Genomic DNA, 25,463 nt, shown 5'->3' on the forward strand with positions numbered 1-25,463 from the left:
CCAAGTGGCAGGGCTTTTTTTATGTAGGACATACGCCATTTGACGAAGTTTTTTTTCTATGGTAACATACGTTGGTACTTTAATTATCTACTACATTAGTAAACTAAAGGATTTCGGAGGTTTCACCATGAATGCAGTTGTTTTAGCGGTTGTTTTAATGTTGATATTAAGCTTGCTGCGGGTCAATGTCGTGATTGCGCTGGCAATAGGCGCTTTAGCTGGCGGACTTGCAGGTGGATTGGGCTTGGGAGGAACAGTGGACGCCTTTACGGACGGACTCGGAGGAAATGCAACCGTGGCGATTAGTTATGCGTTATTAGGGGCATTTGCTGCGGCACTGACGAAAACAGGTCTACCAGATGCCATGGTTGAAGGAGCGGTAAAGCTTCTAGGAAAAGAAGGCGATTCAAGACGGAAAACACTATCAAAAGTGCTTATCGTTCTTGTCATTTTGATCGTGTCTTGTTTTTCACAGAACGTCGTTCCTGTTCATATTGCCTTTATCCCAGTCTTAATTCCGCCGTTATTAAAGGTGTTTAACGAACTTCAAATTGACCGCAGACTGCTAGCCTGTGTCATGACCTTCGGACTCACTGCACCATATATATTACTTCCAGTCGGTTTTGGACAGATTTTCCACGGAATGCTTCGTGACAATATGAAGGAAGCGGGTCTGACTGTAGACTTAGCAGATATTCCATATGCAATGCTGATTCCTGTTGCGGGTATGGTTCTTGGATTGATCGTTTCCATTTTTGTATATCGAAAGCCGAAGGTATATGAGGATCGTGAAATTACAGACGTAGAAAAATCGGCTTATACGAAAAAAAGCTTATTCTTTGCCGGTCTTGCTATTCTCGTTTCGTTGATTGTCCAGCTTTATCTATCGCAAAGCCTTGGCGTAGAAGGAATGATCTTCGGTGCACTCTCAGGACTGCTTGTCTTGTTTGTGACTGGAATGATGAAACGCGGTGAAGCAGATGAACTGATTACATCTGGAATGAATATGATGGCTTTTATCGGTTTTGTCATGCTTGTTGCCGCTGGATTTGCGAACGTTTTAACAAAAACAGGAGACATTGAATCTCTTGTCAAAGCATCTTCCCAATTTATCGGCAACAACCAGAGCCTTGCAGCGATTTTAATGCTGCTCGTTGGCCTGCTTGTGACGATGGGGATCGGATCATCATTTGCAACGATTCCGATTATTACAACCATCTTTGTTCCACTTTGCTTACACTTAGGATTTAGTCCAATGGCTACCATTGCTATTATTGGTTCTGCTGCGGCTGTTGGGGACGCAGGTTCACCTGCAAGTGACAGTACGCTTGGACCAACATCTGGATTGAATATGGATGGACAGCATCACCACATTTGGGGAACTTGTGTCCCGACTTTTATCTATTATAATATTCCGCTTGTACTGTTCGGCTGGCTGGCAACGATTATTCTGTAAAATGCAAAGCTTGTAGAGAAAACGATGATGTTTTTTCTATAAGCTTTTTTGTTGTTCGTAGATGAAAAATAATTAGGACAAAAGTATGAATTAAATGAATCTTTCTTCCTCTATATTACGTATATATGCTGATAAAAATGAAAAGGGGAAGATGGGATATGTCATTTTTTAAAAAGCTAGCGGCAAGTGCTGGGATTGGTGCAGCAAAAGTAGATACCATTTTAGAGAAAAACGCTTATTATCCAGGACAAGAAGTAAAGGGAACTGTCCATGTAAAGGGCGGAAAAATTGCTCAGGACATCCGCTATATCAATGTCAAGATTCAAACACAGTATGTGATTGTGAAAGATGATGAAGAGCATAGAAAATATGTGAATATCTTTACTTTACGGGTGACGGATTCTTTTACCATTCAGCCTGGAGAAAAGCATGAATTTCCGTTTTCATTTATTCTTCCTATCGATACCCCGATGACGATCGGAAAAGTAGAAATTGCAGTAATGACAGACCTTGATATCCAAGGCGGAATCGATAAATCTGACTATGACCGCATTTTCGTTGAAGCACATCCTTGGGTGAGAAATGTACTGGAGGCCACTAGAAATCTTGGCTTCCACCTGAACGAAGCAGACTGTGAGCAAGCACCTTACTTTCAGCGGCGCCTGCCATTCGTCCAAGAATTCGAGTTCATTCCGACATCAGACTACTATCGCTATATGCTTGATGAGCTAGAGCTGATTTTTCTGATAGATGAAGGCGGCTTAGACATTGTTTTTGAAGTCGACCGCAGAGCAAGAGGCCTGAGAGGATGGCTCGAAGAGATGTATAATGAAGGAGAACAGCTTGCGCGCTACCGCTTCAGTCCATCAGATCTTGAAAATGTAGAAGTACTTGAAGGAATGCTAGAACAAATCATAGATCAATACGCTGAGTAATGATGAAAAAAGAGCCTGAATGATAACAGGCTCTTTTTTCTATGAAACAGCTTCTTGTTTTCGAAAGGATGTGGCTTTGGATACAGAGCGATAAATTTTAGGTGCCAGCATCGCAAGTAATATAGTCAATGCGTAATCTTTTACCATAAACCAGATCATAAAGAACCATGTGGTTTGATAGGAAATCGGTGCATTTAGCCATACATTTAATGCGAGGTATGTATAGGTCGTTCCAATCACATACATCACGGTCGTACCAGCAATGGCTGCAAGCAAAAAGCGGCCAAAGCCAGGATTATTTCTTTTTTCTAGAATGAATCCGGCAAGCCAGGCAGCAGGGATGTATGATAATACAAAGCCGCCGCTTTTGCCTAAAATGACCCCAAAGCCCGCAGAGAACTGAGCGAATACTGGTGCACCAGCAATTCCAACCAAGGCATAGACAATCATAGCTAATGCCCCGAGCCGTCTGCCGAGTAAGAGACCGGCAAGCACACAAAAAAACGGCTGCATCGTAAGTGGAATTCCGCCGACCTGTAAAAACGGCACAATAGATGTGATATTGGCCCCGATAGCCATGAGTGCAGCAAACATTCCGACTAGCACAAAGTCAGCAGTTCGTGTCTTCTTTTGCATGATGTTTCCCCCTGTCTTATCTGTACAAATAGATTAAGGGGAAGAAGAAATTTTGTCAACTTGTTTTTATTTTGAGTTAACAATAAAAACCCGCCCATCAAGAGGGCGGGTAGTTGATTAAGCTTCGGTCATAAAAGTGGCATCGATGGCTTTGCTGACAGGTACGTAATCATAGCCGAGATCACGAGCGACCGCTTCGTACGTGATATGTCCGTTCATGACATTGACACCTTCTGCGATGGCGTTGTTTTCTCTAATGGCTTTTGCAGCGCCTTTATTCGCAATTTGCAGTGCATATGGAACAGTGACATTCGTTAACGCAACAGTTGATGTCCGCGGAACCGCACCTGGCATGTTGGCGACAGCATAATGCAATATGCCGTGTTTTTCATAAGTAGGCTGGTCATGGGTTGTGATATGATCAATGGTTTCGACAATGCCGCCTTGATCAATCGCTACATCCACAATGACAGAACCAGGCTTCATTTGTTTCACCATTTCTTCTGTCACAAGCGTTGGTGCTTTGGCACCAGGAATCAGCACAGCACAAATGAGAAGATCTGCCTCACTGACTGAATCTGCAATGTTGACAGGATTGGACATTAACGTTTTCATTTGATGGCCAAATTGGTCGTCCAGCTGACGCAGGCGTTCTGCGTTTACATCAATCAGGGTGACATCTGCGCCAAGTCCGATCGCCATTTTCGCTGCATTTGTTCCAACAACACCGCCGCCAATAATGGTGACCTTTCCCCTTGATACCCCTGGTACACCTGCAAGTAAAATACCCTTTCCGCCTTTTGGCTTTTCTAAAAATTGTGCACCAATTTGAGCAGCCATTCTGCCTGCTACTTCAGACATAGGTGTGAGAAGAGGGAGGGATCTTCCGTCCGTTACGGTTTCATAAGCAATGGCTGTAACGCCTTTTTGTTTTAATGCTTCAGCCAAGGAGGGCTCTGCGGCTAGATGCAGGTACGTAAATAAGATGAGTCCTTCTCTGAAATAAGGATATTCCTCAGGTAATGGTTCTTTTACTTTCATGATCATATCAGAAGATGCCCATACATCTTTCGCCTGATCAAGAATCTCTGCACCAACAGATACATAATCGTCATCAGTGAATCCGCTTCCAAAACCAGCGTTTGTTTCAATCAAAATCTGATGTCCAGCTGAAAGCAATTGAGAAGCTGCTCCTGGTGTTAATGCCACTCGGTTTTCATTGTTCTTAATTTCTTTCGGAATGCCGATGATCATGTTTATTCCTCCTATGCTTATCTATTGATATTGTATGTCTAGTGTATCCTGAAAGTTTAGAAAATTCTTCGGTTGAAATAAAAAATAAAAAAACGCCTCTTTGTGAAATTTCACAAATGGACGTTTTTTAGCTTCATATCAAGGTATATGGTCATTTTCTCATTCATGTTTTTTAAATCAATTTCTGCGATGTCTGTAATCCGTTTTAATCGATAATTTAAGGTATTGATGTGGATATTTAATTGCTTTGCGGCAATATTGGCATTGCTGTCACAGTCAATAAACCGTTCAAGTGTTTCGACAAGGTTGGAATGATGCCTCAGGTCGTAATCCTCCAGCTTCGATAAAGAGTAACTGGAGTAAGAAGAGCCCTTTCGCTTCTCAGCAAGCACATCAAGATATTGATAAATGCCTAGTTCAGAAAAGCTGTTTAAACGTTCTGTTTCAACTGGAAAGCGTTCTTTCGTTTTTAATACAGCCAGTGCCTCTTTATAGGAAGGCTGAATTTGAGAGATGTTATCGTAAATTCCTCCAATTGCTGCCTGAACATACTGAATATGATACCGGTCTGCAAGCTGCTGCAGCATGCCGCTTGTGAATTGTTTAATATCTTGAAGCGGATGTTCTGTTTTTGGGGAGACAAGAATAATGAATTCGTGAAAATCAACAGTCGTTAACAGTACCTGGACTTGCTGTGTTGTTTCAAGCAGATAGGACAGCTTTTTTTCTGTCTCCTCTGTGAGTTCGTCACGAAGACGGAAGATGATGATGGCATATGTGTCTGGACATCTGATGCCAAGTCTTAAAAAAAGGTCAAGCATCTCATCCTTTTCATGAATATGACCCGTAAGCATCTTCCAGAAAAGCTCCTGATTGCGTTCCTCTGTTTTTGTTTTTCGAATTTGTAAATTGAGTAATTTGTTTTTCACGGCATGTGCTGCCATTTTGAGAAGGTCCATTTCTTCTTCTGAAAATGGCTGTGCGGATTCAATCGCCCAAATAAATCCGAGCACTTCTTTGTCCTTCCAGATGGATATGGCGACCCTGCTAGATAAACCCACCTCTGCAATTTGAGGGACACGAAGCGGTTCGTCTGTTTTAAGGAGTGTAGGAATGATGCCGTCCTTCCAAAGCCGATTGATGACTTTTTCTGGTACCCGGCGGGAGATAATGGTTGAAGTTCTGGCGGGATCAGTAAAATCATTGTGTGTGCTATATGCCAATAATCGATGATGAGTATCTTCTATAGTAATAGGGCAATTGAGCACATCACTAATTTGGTCTGCCACATCCTCTAAACGATCAAGACTATACTTAAACGGATCTGTCTTTTTTGTCATAAAAAACCCCTGCTTTTTCGAATATTTCACGTACTTACATTATGAAGAGAATGAGGTACGTAAATCAACAAAAAACTGCCATAAACTTAAAAAAACAAAAAGTGTGAGAAGCAAGCAAATGGATGCTGAAGCACGATGAAAAAGAAATAGTACAATAATAACGTAGTAAAAAATCAATAGGCGGAAAGGTTCATCGAAGTGAGCGGATACTTATTAAGAATATATGACCAAAAAATTGTTAAATACTAGATAAAGAGCGAAAAAACAGTAATTCTATAGACTCATTTTGTAAAATAAAAACAGATTTGTTTGACTGTGTATCATTTCTGTTTTTATAATAATAACGTCAAAAAATAAGTGGATTAGCCCATTATATGGCGGCTATGCACGGGAGGTAATGAGGAATATGTCAGGAATTATTCGCGTAACCCCAGAAGAACTAAGAGCGACCGCTAAGCAATATGGTGTTGAAAGTCAAGAAGTGTTAAACCAAGTTGATCGTCTAAATAGAATGATCTCTGATTTAAAAGGAATGTGGGAAGGTGCTTCTAGTGAAGCATTTGCTGATCAATACGAACAGCTTAAGCCTTCATTTATCAAAATGTCTGATCTATTAACAGATGTCAGCAATCAGCTTGATCAAACGGCAAATACACTTGAAAGCACTGACCAAGACATCGCAAGCCAAATCCGCGGCTAATCAAGGGGATTTCCTTTCTAAGTGTGAAAAGCAGAAACAGCGCCGAGTCTGTCAATGGATGCCGGCGCTCTTTCTATTTTGTGAGGTGGAAATTTGTGTATATCGATATTACCATCGACTTAAAAAATTATGATGGCAGTGTGTTTGATTTGAGACTATCAAATTATTTACATATTAAACAAGTCATCCATATCGCCTGGCAGGCAAAACAAATCTCGCTTCCAAAGCGGGAAGGCGGATGGGTGCGAGTAGTCAATAAGAAAGCTGTGTTTTCAGGCGAATATAAGCTGTCAGACTGTGGAATTACCACAGGAGACAGGCTGGAAATACTATGAAAGGACTTTTGTAAATGGCAGATAAAAAGAGTTCCTATTTAGAAGAACAATTAGAAGCAGTCATGAAAAAAGAGGGAGGCACCTATACCTTTATTTTTCAAAAAGAGACAATTAAACTCTTAGACGGTTTAGAAGCGGCACCGATCAAAGACATCAACCCTTCATTTCAGAAAGAGATTCAATTAACCGAAGATGAGGTCATCATTTCTATACAACCGCCTCCTGCCTATCAGGAATTTCGTTTCATCCATGCAAAGGATGAAAAAAGCAAATGGATTTTTTCATACCAGCTTGTCGATGCAGTTCTTAAACACGATGTGAAGCGGCTGCATCCTATTGTTTCTCCTGAAAACATTGTTTTTCATCAAGGCTTAGCTCCTGCATTTTTGCATTATGGAGTCAAAGAAAGCCTCCCGCCATATGAAACTGATGAACATCGCCTGTTAAAAGAGGTCAAGGCCGTCGTTCTTCGAGTGGTTGACCATGAATATCAATTTCAAGAATATGTGGCTTACAATGAAACGTTGAAATTATCTGAGCTGGCAAAAGAAATTAGTGAAACGAAGTCGCTGGAAGAGTTGTCAGCTTTGATTGAGCAAAAGATCAAAGCAATCGATACGAAAGAAAAAACGCTCTTAACCATCCCTAAAAAGAAATGGAAGATTGAGCGATACATCGGACTAGGTCTACTTGTCCTATTAATCCCTGCATTGGTGTACACCATTTATACCTTCTTTTTTGCCATGCCAAAACAAGAAGCATACGTCGAGGCAAACAAATATTATCTCAACAAGCAGTACAGTCAAGTGGTGGATACGTTAGAGAAGTATCCAGCCAATAAAATGCCAGTCTCTCTTCAATATGAACTGGCCATTTCGTATGTACAAACGAATCAAGGCAGCCTCTTACTTGATCAGCATAAAAAAGAAATCACAGAAACGTACACATTGCAGACAGATCCGCAATACTTCCTATTCTGGATTCATATTGGACAAGGCAATAGCAAGGAAGCACTTGATATTGCACGGGTGCTTGGAGACGACAGGTACATATTCACGGCACTCGTCGCCTACCGCAATGAAATTCAAAACGATGACAGTCTTTCTGCTGAAGAAAAACAAAAACAGCTAGATCCAATCATTAAAGAAATGGCGAAATATGAAGAAAAAGAAACAACTGAGACAAGCACAAGTGACTCATCGGGCGAAAGCCAAGCAGATGAAACAGCTGAACAAAAAGAGCAGTCAAAAGCCGATCAAGAGAAAAAAGAGAAAGAATCTGAAGCGAAAAAGAAAACCTCTCAGACAAAAAAAGATGAGAAAAAATAATTCTTTCGATACAACTGACAGTTGGTGCTGTCCGATGAGGAGGTGGAGCGTTTGAGTCTTCTTTGGGTTTTTTATGAGGAGGATTATCAAACCGTCCGTTTAGATGAGCAGTTCAATCGAGAAGCTCTGATTGGACCAGAAATAGAGCATACGGTGACAATCCCTTCACTTTCATTTGATGAAGGGACAATTCGTTTATCTCCTGATGAACCGAATGATGGTTTTACTATTTATCAGGGAGATGAGAAGAAAGGCAAATTACTTCCACATGAACCATATCAGCTTGGTTCACTCACATTTATTTTAATGGATGCACACCATGATCAGCATATTTATTACCTAGGAAATAGAGTTGAGCTGTCTTTTTCACGTGAAGAGAAAGATGAGATCGATGTGTGGAAAGAACAAGCTCATTCCATGTTTCAAGATGCCAGCCAGTTCACTTTAGAGAAAATCGAAGGGACATGGTATGTCATGCCTCAGGACGAGACGATTTACGTGAACGGAAAGAAAATCAACGGTCCAGAGAAGGTTTATGCCGGAGATGAGCTGTTCTGGAACTTTCTGACGGTGACATTCATAGATGATGATTTATTAAAGGTGACAGCTTACGAACCCTTTCAAACACGCTTGGAAAAAACAAGACCGCCAAGCACCGAAACAAAACAAAAATACCCTTCATACAGACGTACACCGCGTTTGATTTATGATTTACCAGATGACCGGGTATCCTTTAGCTTTCCTTCGCAGGAGAGTGAAAATAACAGCAGAGGGCTTTGGCTTGTTGTCCTTCCGCCGCTTGTCATGCTCCTTGTGATGGGGATTGTCGCCCTTATCCAGCCGCGCGGAATCTTTATTGTCGTGTCGATGGCGATGTTTATCATGACGTTAATTACATCGTCCGTTCAATACTTTAAAGAAAAATCACAGCGCAAAAGACGAGAAGAGAAGCGGCAGCGAGTCTATTCTCTTTATTTAGAAAATAAGCGGAAAGAGCTGCAGGAGCTGTATGACCGCCAGCAATATATTTTGACATATCATTATCCGTCATTTGAACAAATGAAGTATTTAACATCAGAAATCAGCGGCCGCATTTGGGAAAAGACACTTGTGAGTGACGACTTCTTGCATCTGCGTCTTGGAACGGGAGCAGTCCCATCAAGCTATGAATTATCGATGAGCGGCGGCGATATGGCCAATCGAGATGTTGATGACTTAATGGAACAAACGCAGCACATGCAAAAAGTATATCGTGAAGTGAAGAATGTCCCGATTACATTCGGCCTTGCGGATGGTCCAACAGGATTAATTGGGAAGCCTGCGATTGTGAAAAATGAGCTTCATCAGCTTGTCGGACAGCTTGCTTTCTCGCACAGCTATCACGATTTGAGATTTGTCTTTATCTTTCATGAGCAGGAGTATGAGAATTGGGAATGGATGAAATGGCTTCCGCACCTCCAGCTGCCTCATACATATGGCAAAGGGTTTATTTACAACGAACAAACACGCGATCAGCTGTTGTCCTCGATTTATGAAATTTTACGTGAGCGTGATTTAGAAGAAGAAAAAGAGAAGAAAATCTTTACGCCTCATTTTGTGTTCATCGTGACAAATCATGAGCTCATTGCCGAGCATGTGATTTTAGAATACTTAGAAGGCAGCCGGACAGATCTTGGTATCTCCATCATCTTTGCAGCAGAAACAAAGGAAAGCTTAGCTGAAAATATTTCGACGCTTGTCCGTTATATTAACGAAGAAGAAGGAGATATTCTCATTCAGCACAAGAAGGCAGTACGAATTCCGTTTCAGCTTGATACACATCAGCGCGGGGACAATGAACTGTTTGCCAGAACCTTGAGAACATTAGATCATCAAGTTGGCATGACCAATTCGATTCCTGAGACGGTCTCATTCCTTGATCTTTTCCATGCCAAACATGTAGATGACATTGGCATTCGTGAAAAATGGCTGACTTCAGAAACGGCCAAATCATTATCAGTGCCAATCGGTTATAAAGGGAAAAACGACATTGTCGATCTGAACCTGCATGAAAAAGCACACGGCCCGCACGGACTATTGGCGGGAACAACGGGATCAGGGAAAAGTGAATTTTTACAGACATATATTTTATCGCTCGCTGTACATTTTCACCCGCACGAAGTTGCTTTCCTGTTGATTGACTACAAAGGAGGCGGAATGGCACAGCCGTTCCGAAATATTCCTCATTTACTTGGAACGATCACCAATATTGAAGGCAGCAAGAACTTTAGTGAAAGAGCGCTTGCCTCAATTAAAAGTGAATTGAAGAAAAGACAGCGGCTGTTTGATCAGTATCATGTGAATCACATCAATGATTATACGAAGCTCTACAAGGAGAAAAAGGCTGAGCAGGCAATGCCTCACTTGTTCTTAATCTCTGATGAGTTTGCTGAATTAAAAAGTGAAGAGCCAGACTTTATTAGAGAGCTTGTCAGTGCTGCACGTATCGGTCGAAGCCTCGGGGTCCATCTGATCTTAGCTACCCAAAAGCCAGGCGGGGTCATTGATGATCAGATTTGGAGTAACTCCCGTTTTAAGGTCGCACTAAAAGTGCAAGATGCGTCAGACAGTAAAGAAATTTTGAAAAATAGTGATGCAGCGTCCATTACCGTCACAGGCCGCGGTTATTTACAAGTGGGCAACAATGAAATTTATGAATTGTTCCAATCGGCTTGGAGCGGTGCACCATATATGGAGGATGGCTACGGCTCAGAAGATGACATTGCCATTGTGACTGATACAGGTCTTATTCCGTTATCAGGAGTAAGCACAGAGCCAGCAGTGAAAAAAGAGACAGTGACGGAAATTTCTGCTGTTGTGGATGAAATTGAACGTATGCAGCAAGAGCTTGGAATTGAGAAGCTGCCAAGTCCATGGCTTCCACCGCTTGAGGAACGTATTCCAAAAACACGTTATGCGTCGAGTGAAGAGCATGTCTTCCATTTTGCGCTTGTCGATGAACCAGATCAGCAAAGCCAGCATCCACTTTCTTATCAAATGATGGAAGATGGGAACATTGGCATCTTTGGTTCCTCCGGCTATGGCAAATCACTTGCTGCTACAACACTATTGATGAGCTTTGCGGAGAGGTATTCACCTGAAGAATGGCACGCATATATTTATGATTTCGGAAACGGAACATTGCTTCCGTTAGCCAAACTGCCGCATACGGCGGATTATTTCTTAATGGATCAGATGAGAAAAATTCAAAAATCAATGAAGCGTCTGCGGGAAGAGGTTGAATATCGCAAGCGATTATTCAGACAGCAAGAAATGAGTCATATCAAAATGTACAATGCCTTAAATGAGAAAAAGCTTCCGTTCATTTTTATCGTGATTGACAACTTTGACATTGTCAAAGACGAAATGCATGATCTCGAATCTGAATTTATTCAGCTGAGCCGTGACGGACAATCACTAGGTATATACTTCTTGATTACAGCGACTCGGGTAAATGCAGTGCGTCAATCGCTGATGAACAATCTGAAAACTAAGATTGTCCATTACTTAATGGATCAAGGAGAGGCGTACTCGATTATTGGCAGACCGAAATTCAGTTTAGAGCCGATCCCAGGACGAGTGATTATCAACAAAGAGGAGCTTTATTTTGCGCAAATGTTTTTGCCAGTTGAAGGAGAGAATGATCTCGAATTGTTTGAGCATCTGAAACAAGAGATACAGCTTCTTCATGACCGCTTTGAAGCAGCCGAAAAACCAAAGCCTGTGCCAATGCTTCCTGATAAGCTGACAGTTTGGGAGCTTGAGAGTCGTTTAGATGAACAAAAACCGCCTTATGACATTCCAGTCGGATTAGATGAGGAATCTGTGGCACCTGTTTATTTTGACTTGAAAAAGAATAAACATTGCCTCATCATCGGTCAAACGCAGCGCGGGAAAACAAATGTGACAAAACTAATGCTTGAGCAGCTTTTAGTAGCAAAGCCTGAAAAACTGGCTGTCTTTGATTCAATTGATCGAGGTCTATCCCATTATGCAAAAGAAGAGAACATTGATTACCTTGAAACAAAGGATGATATCACGGAATGGGCAGAAGAAATGGACCGCTTATTCAAGGTGCGGGAAGAGATGTATGTCGAAGCTGTACGCCGAGGAGAGACCGATCAGCTGTCATTTCCTCAAATTGTGCTTGTGATTGATGGCATTACGCGTTTTCAGCAGACGATCGATCCGCGTCTTCAAGATCAATTGGCTGATTTCATGAAGTCATATGCACACTTAGGCTTCAGCCTGATTGCATCAGGGAATCATACCGAGTTCAGTAAGGGCTATGATGCACTCACAAACGAAATCAAACAAGTTCGTCATGCCATGTTACTCATGAAAAAATCAGAGCAAAACATCATACCGCTTCCGTATGCAAGACAAGAACCGGAAATTCAGCCCGGCTTCGGCTATTTGGTTGAAAACGGGAAAGAGAAGAAAATCCAGGTTCCTTTATGTGCGGTAGAAAGGAAGAGTGTTCAATGACAGAGCAGCAAAAAAGCTCCATCAAAATCATATCCACCATGATATTAATTCTTGTGCTGCCGGTTTTATTTTTCCACCTGATTGGAGATGATCCGGCAAAGCAGAAGAAGAATGCCACACGTAATATTGCGGTGGTCAATGAGGATATGGGAGCGAGTGAAAGTGAAAACACGGCTCGTTTCGGACAGGATGTTGTGGCAGCATTGTCAGAGCGTCCTGATTATACATGGACTGTAGTGAATCGCAGTGCGGCGGAAAATGGACTGAAAAACAGAAAGTATGACGCTGTCCTCTATATTCCGTCTGACTTCTCTAAAAATGTGCTGAGCTATGATAAAGACCATCCTGAAAAGGCGTCCATTCAATTTTCGATTCAAGATCAGCTCAATGCAGTCAATAAAGAGAAAGTGCAAAGAGAGCTAGAAAATGCGCAAAAGAAAATGAATGAACAGATGTCGACGTTATACTGGAGTTTTGTATCACAGGAGATTGGCAATGTAAGAGAAGAGTTTGAGCATATTGTCGGCAAAGAAGTCGAATTCCAAAACACGATGTACAATTTCTATAAGCCGAACTCGAACAAACTATCAGATGCCGTACAGCAGCAGAAGAAACAAATAGAAGAATTAAAGAATGCAATGGCCGATTCACAGAAACAATATAAAGACGGCTTGAGTACAACAGAAGAAGCAAATAACCAGTTAAAGGACTTTGTGAAAGTAGTCGATCAATACCAGCAGTATCAAGACAAACAAAAGGATCTCTTGATCAAAGCGCAATCAACAAACCAAAAGCAAATCCAGCAAGGGCTCAAACAGCTCGCTGACATTCAAAACCAAAATGTCCGCAGCTTTAGTGATCAAATGGGTGGACTCAAAACAGACATCAACGGGGTACAAAGTCAGCTGAAAACAACTGACAGCGCCATCCAATCTGTTCAAAAGTCGAGAGAAGAGGCTATTCCTAAGCAATCAACGGGATTAACGGAACTTGTGAAGACGTCTCAGGAAGAACTGATTAAAAAGTATGAAGAGCGTTACTTAGAAGATTATCGAAATAAAATATCAGCCCTGCAGACAAAGCTATTAGCAAAAAGGCAAGAGTTAATGGACGAGCCGGAACCGCCAGTTGATTCTGATGATGACGGGCCATCAGACCAAGATAATGAAAACCCAGAAGAGATTGGGATTAACTTAGATGAAGAAACAAATGAACTCTCACAAATTTCAATAGAGATGAACGAACTTGCGGATCAATTAGGAGAACAGGAAACACCGCCTACGACTGAAGATGGGGAACAAGGTGAAAGCGGTGAAAATCCTGCTCAGCCAGATACCAGCAGTAAGAATTCATCGCAGGATGACCTAAAAGCACTCTCAACTCGCTTAGATGAAGTGAAAAAGAAAATTCAAGAAAAAGCTGCTGCTCATAATGACGAATTGAAAGACAAAGTGAGTCAAATGAGTAAAGAGCTTGAGAGTCTGACGAAAAAAGTAGATAAACTTGAAAAGATGATTCTATGGTTACAAGATCGATATAATGTCATTCCAAATGAAATCAAAAATCAGGAATCATCCATTGTAAGCAAAGTAAAAGAGCTGAAGCGCAGGAACTCACCGATTAGTAATGTCTTTAGCGATAATCTTTTTGAGAAAAAATTCGAAACGAAATCAACAAGAACTAAAAAATTAATGGACTATTCAAATCAACTCTCTCAGCTAGAGCTAATGATCACAAATGTCTATCAACCATCTAATAACTCTTCTCTATATGACACTAAAGGAGAAGAAATCCAATCCATCCTCTCTATCAAAAAAGAAGAAACAGAAAACTGGGATAAGCTCAAAAACCAGATGCTGACATCAAACGATGATGTGTCTACTTTTATTGATGAGATGCAGAAGTTCTCAGATGGCTATGCAGAGTACATCACGACTCAGCAGGCAAGCATGGAACAGGAATTACAGACAATTGCTGAAAGTGCGGACAATGTAGCTGAGCAAATGGCTGATCAAGGAGATGCGGTATATACAGCAGACCTTGCAGGCAGCTCAATTGTTGTCAGTGCACAGGATTCAATTGGTCAGGAAGTGCTTCGTCTTTCTGAAAATATGAGTTCGTTAACCGACCGCCAAAAAGGGGTGGCGGATTATACGAATAACATTGAAGAGAGTGTGACAACGGTTCAAGAAAAAGCAGATACGCTGAATGAAAACTGGAGCAAGAATGTCGACTCTACAAAACTTGTTCAGCAAGATTTAAAGGGTATTTTAGGAAATACATTAAGTGATCAAGGCAACAGCAACTATGTGTATAACCATTTAGCCAATCCGCTGAAAATCAGCGGCGATGTGCCGGAAGAAAAAACGCAGACTGTACCGCCGGTCGTCATTTTGGTCATTGTAATGATCAGCAGTTTGTTAATTGGCTTTTTCAGCTCGTATTATGCGTCAGCTCCGATGCTGGTCAAAGGTGCACTGTTTGGCATCTTAAATCTATTAGTAGGACTCATGATCAGCTTGTTTGGACTGAACATTTACAAGCTTGCAGATGATCAAGCCATTCAATGGTCGATCTTCACCATTTTGTTATTGGTGGCGTGCTCTGCCTTTATTCGCACGGCCTTCCTTTTCGGTTCCATTGCCGGATGGATGGCAGCAACGGCGCTTATTTTCTTCTTTGTCGCACCGTTAATTGATTTGGTAATGCCGAATTTCCACTTTACCAATCCAGTGACAGACGTGTACTTGTCGATCCAATATGGAAATGGAGACACCTTTGGAATGGGCGTCACAGGGTTAGTGATTTTAACTGTCCTTTTCATGGTCGTACCGCTTGTGAAAAAGCTATGGAAAGATAAAACAGAGGAACGTGATGTGACTCATGAAGCTTAATCTATTCGTGAAAGGGGCGGCACTCGCTGCCGTTTCCCTTTTTCTCCTCATCCCTGCCGCTTTTGCTGCTGGTGAAGATACGGATACGAATGTCAAGCCGAATGAATATCAGGAAAAGGAGCTCAATATTAACTCGAGTATATTGAGGGATCAAACGAAATACGAACAAAGCAAAACGACGTCAAAAATCAAAACAGACATTCATTTTGCTGAACCGCCTAAAGCCCCGGGCGGATCTCTTTCTCCGCAGCTTTTCAGTGATCTAAAAGAGAACCCGCCCAAAACACCAGCTCGTATGATGAATGAGATGAATATCTCTTTTAGTGATTCGGCTGTATCAGCACCTTCTGAGGATGAACATGAGAAGCAGACATCGGCACTGCTTCCGATTATCTTTGGTTTCTTGATAGCCCTTGGTCTCGTCGTGATGATTATCCTGATTCCAAAGGTGAATGCGAAGGCTGAAAAGAAATAGTTTGTCTCTTTTAAAAGAGGCAGGCTTTTCTTTATGCAGATTGCTTGATGTCATACCGTTTCACTACGTAAAATAGTGATATCAAGGGAGGAGATTGTCATTCGAATTTCAATCGTTACAGGCGGATCAAAAGGTTTTGGCCTAGCACTTGTGAACAGGCTGCTTTCACGTGGGGATCATGTGTACACAGCAGCAAGAAGTGCATCGCCGATATCCCATCCAAAGCTCACACATACTCAGGTTGATTTGACAAATGAAGAAGCAGCGGCCAAATGGCTTCAACATAGTCTCACGCCGCAAACTCTGGCAGATGCTGATGATATCTTATTCGTCAATAACGCAGGAATGGTTACACCTATCAAACGCGTTGGACAAGGCGGACAGGATACGCTTCATCAGCATTACAAGTTGAATCTTGTCATTCCTGTTTTGCTGAGCCATGTGTTTGCCAAGCAGACTCAATCATTTAACGGAAAGAAAACGATCGTTCATCTCTCTTCTGGAGCGGCGAAAAACCCATACAAAGGCTGGAGTGCGTATTGCAGTTCAAAGGCAGGACTCGATATGTTTATGAGGACTTTTCATGAGGAACAGCAGGACGAGGCGCATCCGATCAACACGTTTTCCTTTTCACCCGGCACGATCGATACAGATATGCAGGGAGAAATTCGGAAGTCATCAAAACAAGACTTTGAACAAATAGACCGTTTTCAGCAATTATATGAAACAGGCACACTGAAGAGTCCAGATGAAGTCGCAGGGATTTTGCTCGATCTTTTAGGTGATGATCCAGCTGGAGGATGTGTCTACGATGCACGTGAGTATGTGAAAAAGCAGTCATAACGACTGCTTTTTTCGTATTGTACAAGCAAAAACAGCTCATTTGACATAAGCTATTTTTGAGACTCATAGAAAATATAACAGAACATTTGAGTTTCTTTTCAGAATATGTTAGGATGCTAAAAATATAGATAAGGAGGGGTTTCCATGAGAAAGGTTACATTAATGGATGTTTACACCCATCCAGTCGCTCAAAAATATTTAAATCGTTCAGGTAAAGCCCATGCGATTGCTTGTGCTTATCACGCATTCAAACTGGCGGTGCAGGCTGGGATTAATCCAGATCTCGCTGTGAAAGCAGCCCTCTTGCATGACATCGGCCACTATGAATGGTATACAGCTGGCGGAGAATGGGATTACGAGACATATAGACGGAATGATATTCATGCCATTAAAGGCGCAGAGCGTGCTCACAAACTGCTCATACGCCTCGGTGAGGAACCAAAGGCAGCCAAAGATATTGCGCTTGCAATTCTGCTTCATACGGATTCATATTTGCCAGAGGGCGACCTTCATAAGGACACACTCCAGCAAATCGTTAAGAAAGCAGATGAAATGGATGAAGAGCCTGGCGGGCATCACCATTACAGACAAATAGACGAATCACTTGCGATGAAAAAAATCACGGAATTGGATCAGAAAGTGCAACAGGCACTTCAGCCCATGAAACGTTCTGTTTAGTATGGATTGTCACCATGAATATTTCCATGCTGATCGACATACAATGTGCGAATAACGGTACGGTTAAATGCTGATGTACCTGATGCAGTGAGTCCAGTGTAATGAACCGTGACAGAATAAGCACCTTCTTTTTTCAATTGAACAGCTGATGAAGCAGTTGTTTTGAGTGGATGATCTTTTTGGGCATCCTTAAAGTAAAAGGTTTCTACTTTCTTGCTTAATCGTTTAATCAGACCGCTTGAATGGGTTGATGCCTCATCCCCTGATTTCGCTGCCTCTGCTTTGATTTCTTCATTTAATGGTGAATCAAAGGATACGAGCAGCAAATAAGGAGTCTTTTTTCCTGAATTTGATCGAATTGTCCATTTTCCAGGAACGGGTTTATTGATTTGCACATGGTGCGAAAATGCGCCTTCATATGGGAATGATGCTTCCGATGTCTTCAGATTTGTTAAGACGTCTCCATTTGGGGCGATGATTTCCGGCCGCGCCTCCTGCCTTTCATTTAACCACTGAATCGATAAGCCATTCGTTCCTTCCTCTACATAGAACGCTTCTGTTTTATCCTTTTCGCTTTCTCCGCCTTTCACATAAACATCTGTATTCAGCTCAGTAGAGTTGGGGTTCTCTATATTTTCTTTTCCAGTGCTTGCGGCATTTGCCAGCAGCTGATGCTGGAATACAGGGAACATGCTTGTGCCGTTTTTAATGGAGTTGTGATCCCATTTCCCTGTTAAAATATTGTTTGCATATGATAGTCTTGTGCTGCTTACCGTGACGGCGCCATCGTTTGCACCAAAGCTCTTTAAATACATGCCGCCTAAGTACAGCACCCCGCCAAATGTTCCCCATTCCGATCCCGAATAAGTGATGTATTTTTGAGGAAACTTCTCCAGCTTGTCGGTTTCACTTCGAAAAGCCGCCATGAGCCCCGTTTGCAAAGAATAGAGCGCATCGCTTTTTTGTCCAAGAATTTCCGCGAGCCAGCTTCCGCCCTTGCTATACGCTAAATCTGCCAGCGGCGTCCCGTAATGAGGGGAGCCAAGTGTGATGACCTTCTCTACATATGGATGGGCATTGTGATACACGAGTGCGGACTGTGTATCCACCCCGCCTTTACTATGACCAATCACAATGAGTTTTCGACCGAACACATCATAGATTTCTTTTAGCTTTTCTGCTAATAGTTTGCCATTCTTTTTCGTATCCTGATCTGGATACAAATCTATGAATGCGCTTTCGTATCCGTTCAGAACAGCTTGCTTTGCCATGTCGTTTCGGTCGAACCATGTGGAGGAGGAGCTGTTAATGCCGTGAACAAAAACAAGTGGCGGTTTTGACTCGTCTTTTTGAACTGGCGCTTCTCCTTTAAACCACTTCCCCGGTGTCCCAGGTTCATCTCCAATTGATCCTGCATACGCATAACTTGCAAAGGAAAAAAAGAGCATGACAGCAGCGAGACAGATGAGTTTTTTCAAGATCATTCACCTCTTCAAATGATTTAAGTTGTTGGCAGCACCAATCTATTATACTTCCAAAAGATGTAAAATTATATAAAATGTTAAAATGTGGTATTTGTGTTGTAGGTTTGCCCTGAGTGACATTCACATGGGTCATTGCATACGCTGTGGGTAAATACACAAGTAAAGGGGCAGGTAGGATGGCACAACAAGGAAGTCCGCAGCTTGTTTCATTAGTTGATCCATATGTTTATCAAACATTGCAGAAAGTAATCGGTATGAGATTAATTGTTCAAACAGTGAAAGATACGGTGCGCGGAAAATTGAAGGAAGTCATGCCGGATCATATTGTCATTGAGGCGGGGGCAAAATCAGTTTTTTATGTGCGGATCCAGCAAATTGTATCGGTGATGCCTGATCACAGTGAAAGAGTGTAACAAGCAGACGCAAAGGTGTCTGCTTTTTTCATGCTTATAGAATGTATATCTGGAAAAAGTGCATGATATACCAATTGTTCTTTTTTTTACAAAAAATAAGGTTCTAAAACAAGAAGCAGTTGACAGAAGGTGGGTTGAATAGTAGTTTTTTAATAAGATCAATACGTAACAGGAGGAGCATCTTTGTTAAAATCTAAAGTTCATTTTTGGACATTCCAAATATTACTTGTTTTACTCATTGTTTATGTATCAACAAAGGTTTCGTTTTTATTTCAGCCGATTATTTTATTTGCTTCAACCTTGTTTGTTCCCATCTTGCTGGCGGGAATTCTCTTTTTCATCTTTAATCCAATTGTTCGATTTTTGTCCAAGAAAATTCCTAGGACACTTGCTATCCTGATCATTTATCTTTTGTTCATCGGACTCATCACGTTCATTGTGAATGCTGCGGGACCGATTATTGTCACGCAGGTCGGTGGACTTGTCAAAAGCTTCCCTGGTTATGTGACGGATATGCAGAAATTTATGAACGACTTCTCGCATTCTAAAACGTTTACTTGGATGATGAACCAAGATTATGTCTCCGTCTCGAAGTTTGAACAGACAATTGTTTCGACATTAAAAGATTTGCCGGAAAATATTGCTTCAAGTATGTCTGCTGTATTTGGCGTTATTGCCAATATTGCTTTAGCTGTGATCACAGTTCCGTTCATTTTGTTTTATATGTTGAAAGACGGACATAAGTTTCCGGACAAGCTCGTTCAATTTTTGCCAATGCCTTATCGTAAAGAAGGATTGAAAATCTTTAAAGAATTAAACGATACGCTTGCGGCTTACATACAAGGGCAGATTGTTGTCTGTTTATTTGTTGGAGTGGCTTGTTTTATCGGGTACTTATTAATTGGTGTGAAATATGCGCTCATTCTTGGTATTATCATTGCGGTCACAAATGTGATTCCATACCTTGGGCCATATCTTGGCGCGGCACCAGCTGTGCTTATTGCGTTTCTTGATTCGCCTGGAAAAGCGGTGGTGACAGTCATTGTCATTCTTGTCGTTCAGCAAATTGATGGAAATGTCATTTCACCTTTGATTATTGGGAAACGCCTCAACACACATCCTTTGACCATTATCTTGTTATTAATTGGGGCAGGAAGCTTTGGCGGAATCCTTGGCATGATCTTTGCGGTTCCTGTTTATGCACTGCTCAAAGCCATCACCTTGAATATTGTCAGATTGGTGCAGCTGCGTCAGCGCTCTCGCAAGGAACAGCATTTAAACGTCTAGGACAGATGCACATCTTTTCCCTTCTTGCATAAGATGATTGAGATAAGCAGATAGGGGGAGATTCTGATGCCTGCAATCGTTGGACCTATTCATATCGAGTCGTTAGGAGGAAACGGTGCAGCTACTTTCGGTGATGTCCTGGCCATTGCTCCTTTGGCTGTAGACCACTCTTCTGGCGGTGCGGGAGCCTTTAATTCCGGTGATTATATGTCACTTACAAGTGATCCAAATGCCACGATGCTTTGGGACTTTACATTGTTTGGCCAGCCTCAATCATTTAATGCATAGAAAGACAGCTGATGATCACAGATCAGCTGTCTTTTTTATTTTTCATACACGTATTTTTGAGCTGGGCATATGATATGGGTAGAAAAGGTGGTGGAAAGATGCCAGCGATTGTTGGACCTATTCATATTGACCGTGTGAGTGGAAATGGTTCTGCACATTTCGGTGATGTTTTTGCCATTTCGCCAAAAAGTGTCGATCACTCCGCCGGTGGTTCAGGTACCTATAATGCAGGAGACTTTGTCCAATTTTTTAGCAGTCCAAACGTTACGTTTATGTGGGATATAGACCTAATCAGCCAGCAAAAGAGCTTTAATGCGTAGCCAGCTTTGAAAGGGAATTCCTTTTCAGAAGCTGTCTTTTTTTATGGTACAATGGATATGGATGTAAGAAGAAAAAAGAGGTGTGAACTGAGTCAAATGAAAATTAGAAAAGCACACATCACAAGCGGACAGCCAAAGAACTACAATGTATATTTACATGAAAATAAAAAAGAATATAAAACGCTTGTAGCCGTACCTGACATTGAATGGAGTATTTCCATTGCGTATGAGGACGAAAAGAAGCAGCTCATCCATACGCTTGAACAATCATTAATGGAAAGAGTAGACACAGACGAAGCCCGTGACCTCGCACTCAAGATTGTGCACTGGGTCACAGAAATGTAAATTTAGAAACCAGGAGTGAAAACAGCGATGAAAGAAGAATCCGTAGACTTTTATTTGCAGCAAGGGATATTTGGACATGCTGAAACAAAACCCGATGAACGAAGGATGTTTCTTGGTTCATTAAGGGAACGAGCGCTTCTCGCCCTCACAAAGGGACAGGTATCAAGAAATAAACCGTATCAAGAGGTAGAACAAGTATTGAAGGCCAATCGACAGGCCTCACTTCTTTTAAATGGTGAACTGTCCTATGCTTCTTATTCTCAATATGTGAAAATGGCAAATGCCGCTGGATGTTCCTTTAAAGTGGTGAATCATCACGAAGCGCACTCTCCTTTTGGCCTTGTCATAGAGATGCCAATTGCGGTGAATCAGGAGCACATTTATATAGAGGATGAACTGTTTCAAAAAGCTTTTTCTCATGAATCTGTTGAATAGGTTTCCCTAGTGAAATGAATAAGATATAATGATTCAAAAGAGCATATGGGAGAGATGCGGATGGGCAAAGCGTTGATTTGTATTGATTATACAGTTGATTTTGTTGCAGACGATGGAAAACTGACATGCGGAAAGCCTGGACAGGCGATTGAGTCTAAGATCACAGAGATCACTTCTTCATTTATTGATGAAGGCCACTTTGTCGTCTTTGCTGTCGATCATCATGAAGAAGAGGACCCTTATCATCCAGAGACAAAGTTATTTCCGCCCCATAATATTCGCGGAACAGAGGGTATTGAACTTTATGGACAACTAAGTTCACTATTTCACACGTCAAAACATTTAAAACATGTCTACTATATGGAAAAAACAAGATACTCTGCTTTTGCAGGCACTCAATTAGAAATGAAACTGCGCGAGCGCGGCATCACGGAACTTCACTTAGCCGGCGTATGTACCGATATTTGTGTACTTCATACAGCTGTTGATGCGTACAATAAAGGCTTTGAGCTTGTGATTCACCAAAATGCTGTGGCGAGTTTTAATGAAGCGGGGCACGAGTGGGCACTTTCTCACTTTGAGCAGTCGCTTGGTGCGAAAGTGGTTAAGTAAGGGAAGGAGAATGGAAGTTGGAGCATCGGTTTAATGACGACAGTTTATCACTACATACAGATCTTTATCAAATTAACATGGCAGAAACGTATTGGAGAGACGGCATTCATGAGAAGAAGGCAGTCTTTGAACTCTTCTTTAGAAAGCTTCCATTTGACAATGGCTTCGCTGTATTTGCTGGCTTAGAGAAAGCGATTGAATATTTATCGGACTTTTCCTTCACTGAAAGCGATCTTGCGTATTTAAAAGATGAACTTGGTTATAAAAGCGATTTCATAGACTATTTAAGCGGATTGTCCTTTACAGGTACACTTCATTCAATGCGAGAAGGAGAAATTGTCTTTGCGAATGAACCGATTATGCGTATCGAGGCAACGCTTGTTGAAGCTCAGTTAATCGAAACGGCATTGCTCAATATCGTGAATTTCCAGACGCTGATTGCAACAAAAGCGGCTCGGATTAAAGGAATCATTGAAGATGAGACAGCATTAGAATTCGGAACAAGACGTGCACATGAAATGGATGCGGCGATGTGGGGAGCAAGAGCGGCACTCATCGGCGGCTTCCAGGCAACAAGTAATGTTCGTGCTGGGAAACGCTTTAACATCCCCGTATCAGGAACACATGCTCACGCACTTGTACAAGCATACCGTGATGAATATACAGCATTTAAAAAATATGCTGAAACACATACAGACTGTGTCTTTTTAGTCGATACGTATGATACTGTCAGATCAGGTATTCCGAATGCGATTAAGGTAGCGAAAGAATTTGGAGACAAAATCAACTTCATTGGTGTCAGACTTGATAGCGGAGACCTTGCATACTTGTCTAAAAAAGCTAGAACAATGCTGGATGAAGCAGGATTCCATGATGCAAAAGTCATTGCATCAAGCGATCTTGATGAACACACCATTATGAATTTAAAGGCACAGGGCGCCAAAATTGATGTGTGGGGTGTTGGGACAAAACTGATCACAGCATTCGATCAGCCAGCCCTCGGTGCAGTGTATAAACTGGTGTCCATTGAAGAAAACGGTAAAATGAATGATACCATCAAAATTTCATCCAACCCAGAGAAAGTGACAACACCGGGCCGTAAACGTGTGTACCGCATTATCAATCAATTGAATCATCATTCTGAAGGTGACTATATTGCGCTTGAAGAGGAAGATGTTCATAGTGAGGATAAACTAAAAATGTTCCATCCTGTGCATACATTTATTAGTAAATTCGTGACGAACTTTGTGGCGAAAGATCTTCACGTTCCGATTTTTGAACAAGGAAAACTTGTCTATGACAATCCAGATATTCAAACGATTCAAGCTTACGTGCAGGACAGTCTTGGACTCTTCTGGGAGGAATACAAACGAATCAGCAAACCAGAAGAATATCCAGTCGATTTGAGTCAAAAATGCTGGGATAATAAAATGCAGTTTATCCATGATGTGAAAAATAAAATCAAAAAAGAGCTTTATGAAAGCGAATGATTTGAAGAAAGGGAGATCATCAAGCCAGATGGTCTCTTTTTTTTATTTTGACCGATTGAAAATGAACTAAAATCGCAATCATTTGGTATACTGAAAGCACATCTTGTTTGTCATGGCATAAAGGAGGATTGGAGCAGTTGAGGGTGTTTGTTGCGAGACAGCCTATTTTTAACAGAAAAGAACAAGTCGTATCATATGAGCTGCTTTATAGAGATAGTGAAACCAATACATATAGCGCTGAAGACGGTGATCAAGCGACAACGGACCTCATTATCAATAGTTTTCTAAATATCGGCATCGAAACACTGACAGAAGGAAAACGATGCTACATTAATTTCACCGAAAGCTTGCTTTCATCTGATCTGCTCACCTATTTTGATCCGCATCAGCTTGTGATCGAGATATTAGAAAATGTACCAATTACCCCGGCACTTATTATGAGATGTAAGCAGTTAAAAAAATGGGGATATACGATTGCACTCGATGATTTCTTCCTAAACGGAACACATTATAGTGACAAGCTGCTTGAGGAACTCCTCTATTGCATTGATATTTTAAAAATTGACTTTCTGAAAACGACAACGCAAGAACGAAGAGATATTCTGAATACGTATAAAAAGTATCGCCTTCGATTCCTAGCAGAAAAGGTAGAAACGAGAAGAGAATATGAAGAAGCGCTAAAAGCGGGCTTCCACTTGTTTCAAGGTTATTTCTTTAGTGAGCCGCATGTGATATCGGGACGAGCATTATCGACCAGCTTCCATGCGTACCATCAGCTTTTAAATGAGTTAAGCAAGGACCAGCCGAATATCCAAACCGTGACCCATTTTATTGAAAGTGACCTTTCGCTATCATATCAATTATTAAAAATGCTGAATTCAGGCGGCATGAGACGTCTATATCAAATTAAGAGTATCCGGCAGGCGATTATCCTGCTTGGGTTTAATGAAATTCGGCGCTGGATCTTTATCCTTTCATTTAAAGAACTGAATGTCCAAGCTAACTCAAGCCAAAAAGAAATTATCAAAATGTCATTCATTCGTGCCAAAACGTGTGAACTGATTGCCTCTCGGACTGAACGAAAGCACCCTGCCTCTTATATGCTGACAGGTATGTTTTCTCTCATTGATACACTTGTCAGGGCAGATATCACAGAACTTGTGAAGGAGCTGCCGCTTTCTGATGAAGTTGGCGAGGCACTGCTTGGCTATGAAAATGATTATTCTTTTGTGTTAGGTGTGGCCAAACGTATTGAACGAAATGAATGGGATGATGAGATGTTAGTTGGAAATCTCCCGAAACAGGAAGCCTATGGCTGTTATATTGAAGCCATTGAATGGTGCCATAAAATGTTTGAATCTTAAGAAAAGCCGCTCGCGTGAGAGCGG

The 25,463-nt window shown here is 41.6% G+C and carries 23 protein-coding genes; 19 read left to right on the forward strand and 4 right to left on the reverse strand.

Features of this window, described 5'->3' with window-relative positions; translation table 11 throughout:
* Positions 1-127 precede the first annotated feature (127 nt).
* Together V6Z54_RS11475 and V6Z54_RS11480 are read left to right on the forward strand one after the other, a co-directional pair.
* Positions 128-1,456, forward strand: coding sequence for a Na+/H+ antiporter family protein (locus V6Z54_RS11475; protein WP_041088435.1), 1,329 nt, complete (start codon positions 128-130; stop codon positions 1,454-1,456).
* A 158-nt stretch (positions 1,457-1,614) separates the two neighbouring features.
* Positions 1,615-2,391 (forward strand): sporulation protein, encoded by a 777-nt coding sequence (locus V6Z54_RS11480; protein WP_041088437.1) that lies wholly within the window; start codon positions 1,615-1,617, stop codon positions 2,389-2,391.
* A 39-nt stretch (positions 2,392-2,430) separates the two neighbouring features.
* Here the strand turns inward: V6Z54_RS11480 and V6Z54_RS11485 are convergent, their stop codons facing one another.
* The 3 genes from V6Z54_RS11485 to V6Z54_RS11495 all read right to left on the reverse strand — a co-directional run bounded on the left by V6Z54_RS11485 (position 2,431) and on the right by V6Z54_RS11495 (position 5,621).
* Entirely contained in the window at positions 2,431-3,027 is a 597-nt protein-coding gene (locus V6Z54_RS11485) for a biotin transporter BioY (RefSeq protein WP_041088439.1), read from the reverse strand.
* 117 nt (positions 3,028-3,144) lie between these two features.
* Positions 3,145-4,281, reverse strand: a complete 1,137-nt coding sequence (gene ald, locus V6Z54_RS11490; RefSeq protein WP_338527342.1) for an alanine dehydrogenase — start codon at positions 4,279-4,281, stop codon at positions 3,145-3,147.
* Between the two features lie 110 nt (positions 4,282-4,391).
* Positions 4,392-5,621, reverse strand: a complete 1,230-nt coding sequence (locus V6Z54_RS11495; protein WP_338527343.1) for a PucR family transcriptional regulator — start codon at positions 5,619-5,621, stop codon at positions 4,392-4,394.
* 406 nt (positions 5,622-6,027) lie between these two features.
* Here V6Z54_RS11495 and V6Z54_RS11500 point away from each other — a divergent pair, with 406 nt between their 5' ends.
* The 8 genes from V6Z54_RS11500 to V6Z54_RS11535 all read left to right on the forward strand — a co-directional run bounded on the left by V6Z54_RS11500 (position 6,028) and on the right by V6Z54_RS11535 (position 17,401).
* On the forward strand, positions 6,028-6,321 hold the full coding sequence (locus tag V6Z54_RS11500) for a WXG100 family type VII secretion target (RefSeq protein WP_003213769.1): 294 nt from the start codon (positions 6,028-6,030) through the stop codon (positions 6,319-6,321).
* Positions 6,322-6,416: 95 nt separating this feature from the next.
* Positions 6,417-6,656, forward strand: a complete 240-nt coding sequence (locus V6Z54_RS11505; RefSeq protein WP_003213579.1) for an EsaB/YukD family protein — start codon at positions 6,417-6,419, stop codon at positions 6,654-6,656.
* 14 nt (positions 6,657-6,670) lie between these two features.
* Complete coding sequence (gene essB, locus V6Z54_RS11510; RefSeq protein WP_041088444.1) at positions 6,671-7,984, forward strand: type VII secretion protein EssB; 1,314 nt, start codon at positions 6,671-6,673, stop codon at positions 7,982-7,984.
* Between the two features lie 51 nt (positions 7,985-8,035).
* A complete protein-coding gene (essC, locus tag V6Z54_RS11515; protein WP_073979073.1) occupies positions 8,036-12,511 on the forward strand; it encodes a type VII secretion protein EssC in 4,476 nt (1,491 codons plus the stop codon).
* Positions 12,508-15,405, forward strand: a complete 2,898-nt coding sequence (gene esaA / locus V6Z54_RS11520) for a type VII secretion protein EsaA (protein ID WP_338527344.1) — start codon at positions 12,508-12,510, stop codon at positions 15,403-15,405. Before essC ends, esaA begins: the two co-directional genes overlap by 4 nt.
* The gene (gene essA, locus V6Z54_RS11525) at positions 15,395-15,880 is read left to right on the forward strand and encodes a type VII secretion protein EssA (RefSeq protein WP_073979075.1); all 486 of its coding nucleotides are present in this window, start codon (positions 15,395-15,397) and stop codon (positions 15,878-15,880) included. Before esaA ends, essA begins: the two co-directional genes overlap by 11 nt.
* Before the next feature lie 99 nt (positions 15,881-15,979).
* Positions 15,980-16,723 carry a (S)-benzoin forming benzil reductase gene (locus tag V6Z54_RS11530; RefSeq protein ID WP_041088661.1) on the forward strand — a complete coding sequence of 248 codons (744 nt, stop codon included), beginning with the start codon at positions 15,980-15,982 and terminating at the stop codon, positions 16,721-16,723.
* Between the two features lie 144 nt (positions 16,724-16,867).
* Positions 16,868-17,401, forward strand: a complete 534-nt coding sequence (locus V6Z54_RS11535) for an HD domain-containing protein (protein WP_024423336.1) — start codon at positions 16,868-16,870, stop codon at positions 17,399-17,401.
* On the opposite strand, the gene V6Z54_RS11540 is transcribed toward V6Z54_RS11535, so the two are convergent.
* Positions 17,398-18,885 carry an alpha/beta hydrolase gene (locus V6Z54_RS11540; protein WP_231120179.1) on the reverse strand — a complete coding sequence of 496 codons (1,488 nt, stop codon included), beginning with the start codon at positions 18,883-18,885 and terminating at the stop codon, positions 17,398-17,400. The genes V6Z54_RS11535 and V6Z54_RS11540 overlap by 4 nt on opposite strands.
* Positions 18,886-19,061: 176 nt before the next feature.
* Between V6Z54_RS11540 and V6Z54_RS11545 the strand changes: the two genes are divergently transcribed.
* The 9 genes from V6Z54_RS11545 (at position 19,062) to V6Z54_RS11585 (ending at position 25,439) form a co-directional block, all read left to right on the forward strand.
* Positions 19,062-19,298 (forward strand): YuzF family protein, encoded by a 237-nt coding sequence (locus V6Z54_RS11545; RefSeq protein WP_024423334.1) that lies wholly within the window; start codon positions 19,062-19,064, stop codon positions 19,296-19,298.
* Positions 19,299-19,481: 183 nt separating this feature from the next.
* Complete coding sequence (locus V6Z54_RS11550) at positions 19,482-20,585, forward strand: AI-2E family transporter (RefSeq protein ID WP_041088455.1); 1,104 nt, start codon at positions 19,482-19,484, stop codon at positions 20,583-20,585.
* A 66-nt stretch (positions 20,586-20,651) separates the two neighbouring features.
* Positions 20,652-20,873, forward strand: coding sequence for a spore germination protein (locus V6Z54_RS11555; RefSeq protein WP_041088457.1), 222 nt, complete (start codon positions 20,652-20,654; stop codon positions 20,871-20,873).
* Positions 20,874-20,971: 98 nt separating this feature from the next.
* Positions 20,972-21,193: a spore germination protein gene (locus tag V6Z54_RS11560; RefSeq protein WP_041088663.1), complete on the forward strand. Its 222-nt coding sequence runs from the start codon at positions 20,972-20,974 to the stop codon at positions 21,191-21,193.
* Positions 21,194-21,289: 96 nt separating this feature from the next.
* The gene (locus V6Z54_RS11565) at positions 21,290-21,538 is read left to right on the forward strand and encodes a YueH family protein (RefSeq protein ID WP_041088665.1); all 249 of its coding nucleotides are present in this window, start codon (positions 21,290-21,292) and stop codon (positions 21,536-21,538) included.
* A 27-nt stretch (positions 21,539-21,565) separates the two neighbouring features.
* Positions 21,566-21,973 (forward strand): YueI family protein, encoded by a 408-nt coding sequence (locus V6Z54_RS11570; protein WP_269102383.1) that lies wholly within the window; start codon positions 21,566-21,568, stop codon positions 21,971-21,973.
* A 60-nt stretch (positions 21,974-22,033) separates the two neighbouring features.
* Entirely contained in the window at positions 22,034-22,585 is a 552-nt protein-coding gene (locus V6Z54_RS11575; RefSeq protein WP_024425949.1) for an isochorismatase family cysteine hydrolase, read from the forward strand.
* A 17-nt stretch (positions 22,586-22,602) separates the two neighbouring features.
* Positions 22,603-24,075, forward strand: a complete 1,473-nt coding sequence (locus tag V6Z54_RS11580; protein WP_024423327.1) for a nicotinate phosphoribosyltransferase — start codon at positions 22,603-22,605, stop codon at positions 24,073-24,075.
* A gap of 137 nt (positions 24,076-24,212) precedes the next feature.
* Entirely contained in the window at positions 24,213-25,439 is a 1,227-nt protein-coding gene (locus V6Z54_RS11585; protein WP_041088461.1) for an HDOD domain-containing protein, read from the forward strand.
* Positions 25,440-25,463 lie beyond the last annotated feature (24 nt).

The sequence above is a fragment of the Bacillus sp. MAG717A genome, assembly GCF_036884855.1.
In the GTDB taxonomy this organism is placed as follows: domain Bacteria; phylum Bacillota; class Bacilli; order Bacillales; family Bacillaceae; genus Bacillus; species Bacillus safensis.

Coding starts and splice junctions, on each gene's coding strand:
- V6Z54_RS11475 (WP_041088435.1), top strand. CDS start 128: ATGAATGCAGTTGTTTTAGCGGTTGTTTTAATGTTGATATTAAGCTTG.
- V6Z54_RS11480 (WP_041088437.1), top strand. CDS start 1,615: ATGTCATTTTTTAAAAAGCTAGCGGCAAGTGCTGGGATTGGTGCAGCA.
- V6Z54_RS11485 (WP_041088439.1), bottom strand. CDS start 3,027: ATGCAAAAGAAGACACGAACTGCTGACTTTGTGCTAGTCGGAATGTTT.
- ald (WP_338527342.1), bottom strand. CDS start 4,281: ATGATCATCGGCATTCCGAAAGAAATTAAGAACAATGAAAACCGAGTG.
- V6Z54_RS11495 (WP_338527343.1), bottom strand. CDS start 5,621: ATGACAAAAAAGACAGATCCGTTTAAGTATAGTCTTGATCGTTTAGAG.
- V6Z54_RS11500 (WP_003213769.1), top strand. CDS start 6,028: ATGTCAGGAATTATTCGCGTAACCCCAGAAGAACTAAGAGCGACCGCT.
- essB (WP_041088444.1), top strand. CDS start 6,671: ATGGCAGATAAAAAGAGTTCCTATTTAGAAGAACAATTAGAAGCAGTC.
- esaA (WP_338527344.1), top strand. CDS start 12,508: ATGACAGAGCAGCAAAAAAGCTCCATCAAAATCATATCCACCATGATA.
- essA (WP_073979075.1), top strand. CDS start 15,395: ATGAAGCTTAATCTATTCGTGAAAGGGGCGGCACTCGCTGCCGTTTCC.
- V6Z54_RS11535 (WP_024423336.1), top strand. CDS start 16,868: ATGAGAAAGGTTACATTAATGGATGTTTACACCCATCCAGTCGCTCAA.
- V6Z54_RS11540 (WP_231120179.1), bottom strand. CDS start 18,885: ATGATCTTGAAAAAACTCATCTGTCTCGCTGCTGTCATGCTCTTTTTT.
- V6Z54_RS11545 (WP_024423334.1), top strand. CDS start 19,062: ATGGCACAACAAGGAAGTCCGCAGCTTGTTTCATTAGTTGATCCATAT.
- V6Z54_RS11555 (WP_041088457.1), top strand. CDS start 20,652: ATGCCTGCAATCGTTGGACCTATTCATATCGAGTCGTTAGGAGGAAAC.
- V6Z54_RS11560 (WP_041088663.1), top strand. CDS start 20,972: ATGCCAGCGATTGTTGGACCTATTCATATTGACCGTGTGAGTGGAAAT.
- V6Z54_RS11565 (WP_041088665.1), top strand. CDS start 21,290: ATGAAAATTAGAAAAGCACACATCACAAGCGGACAGCCAAAGAACTAC.
- V6Z54_RS11570 (WP_269102383.1), top strand. CDS start 21,566: ATGAAAGAAGAATCCGTAGACTTTTATTTGCAGCAAGGGATATTTGGA.
- V6Z54_RS11575 (WP_024425949.1), top strand. CDS start 22,034: ATGGGCAAAGCGTTGATTTGTATTGATTATACAGTTGATTTTGTTGCA.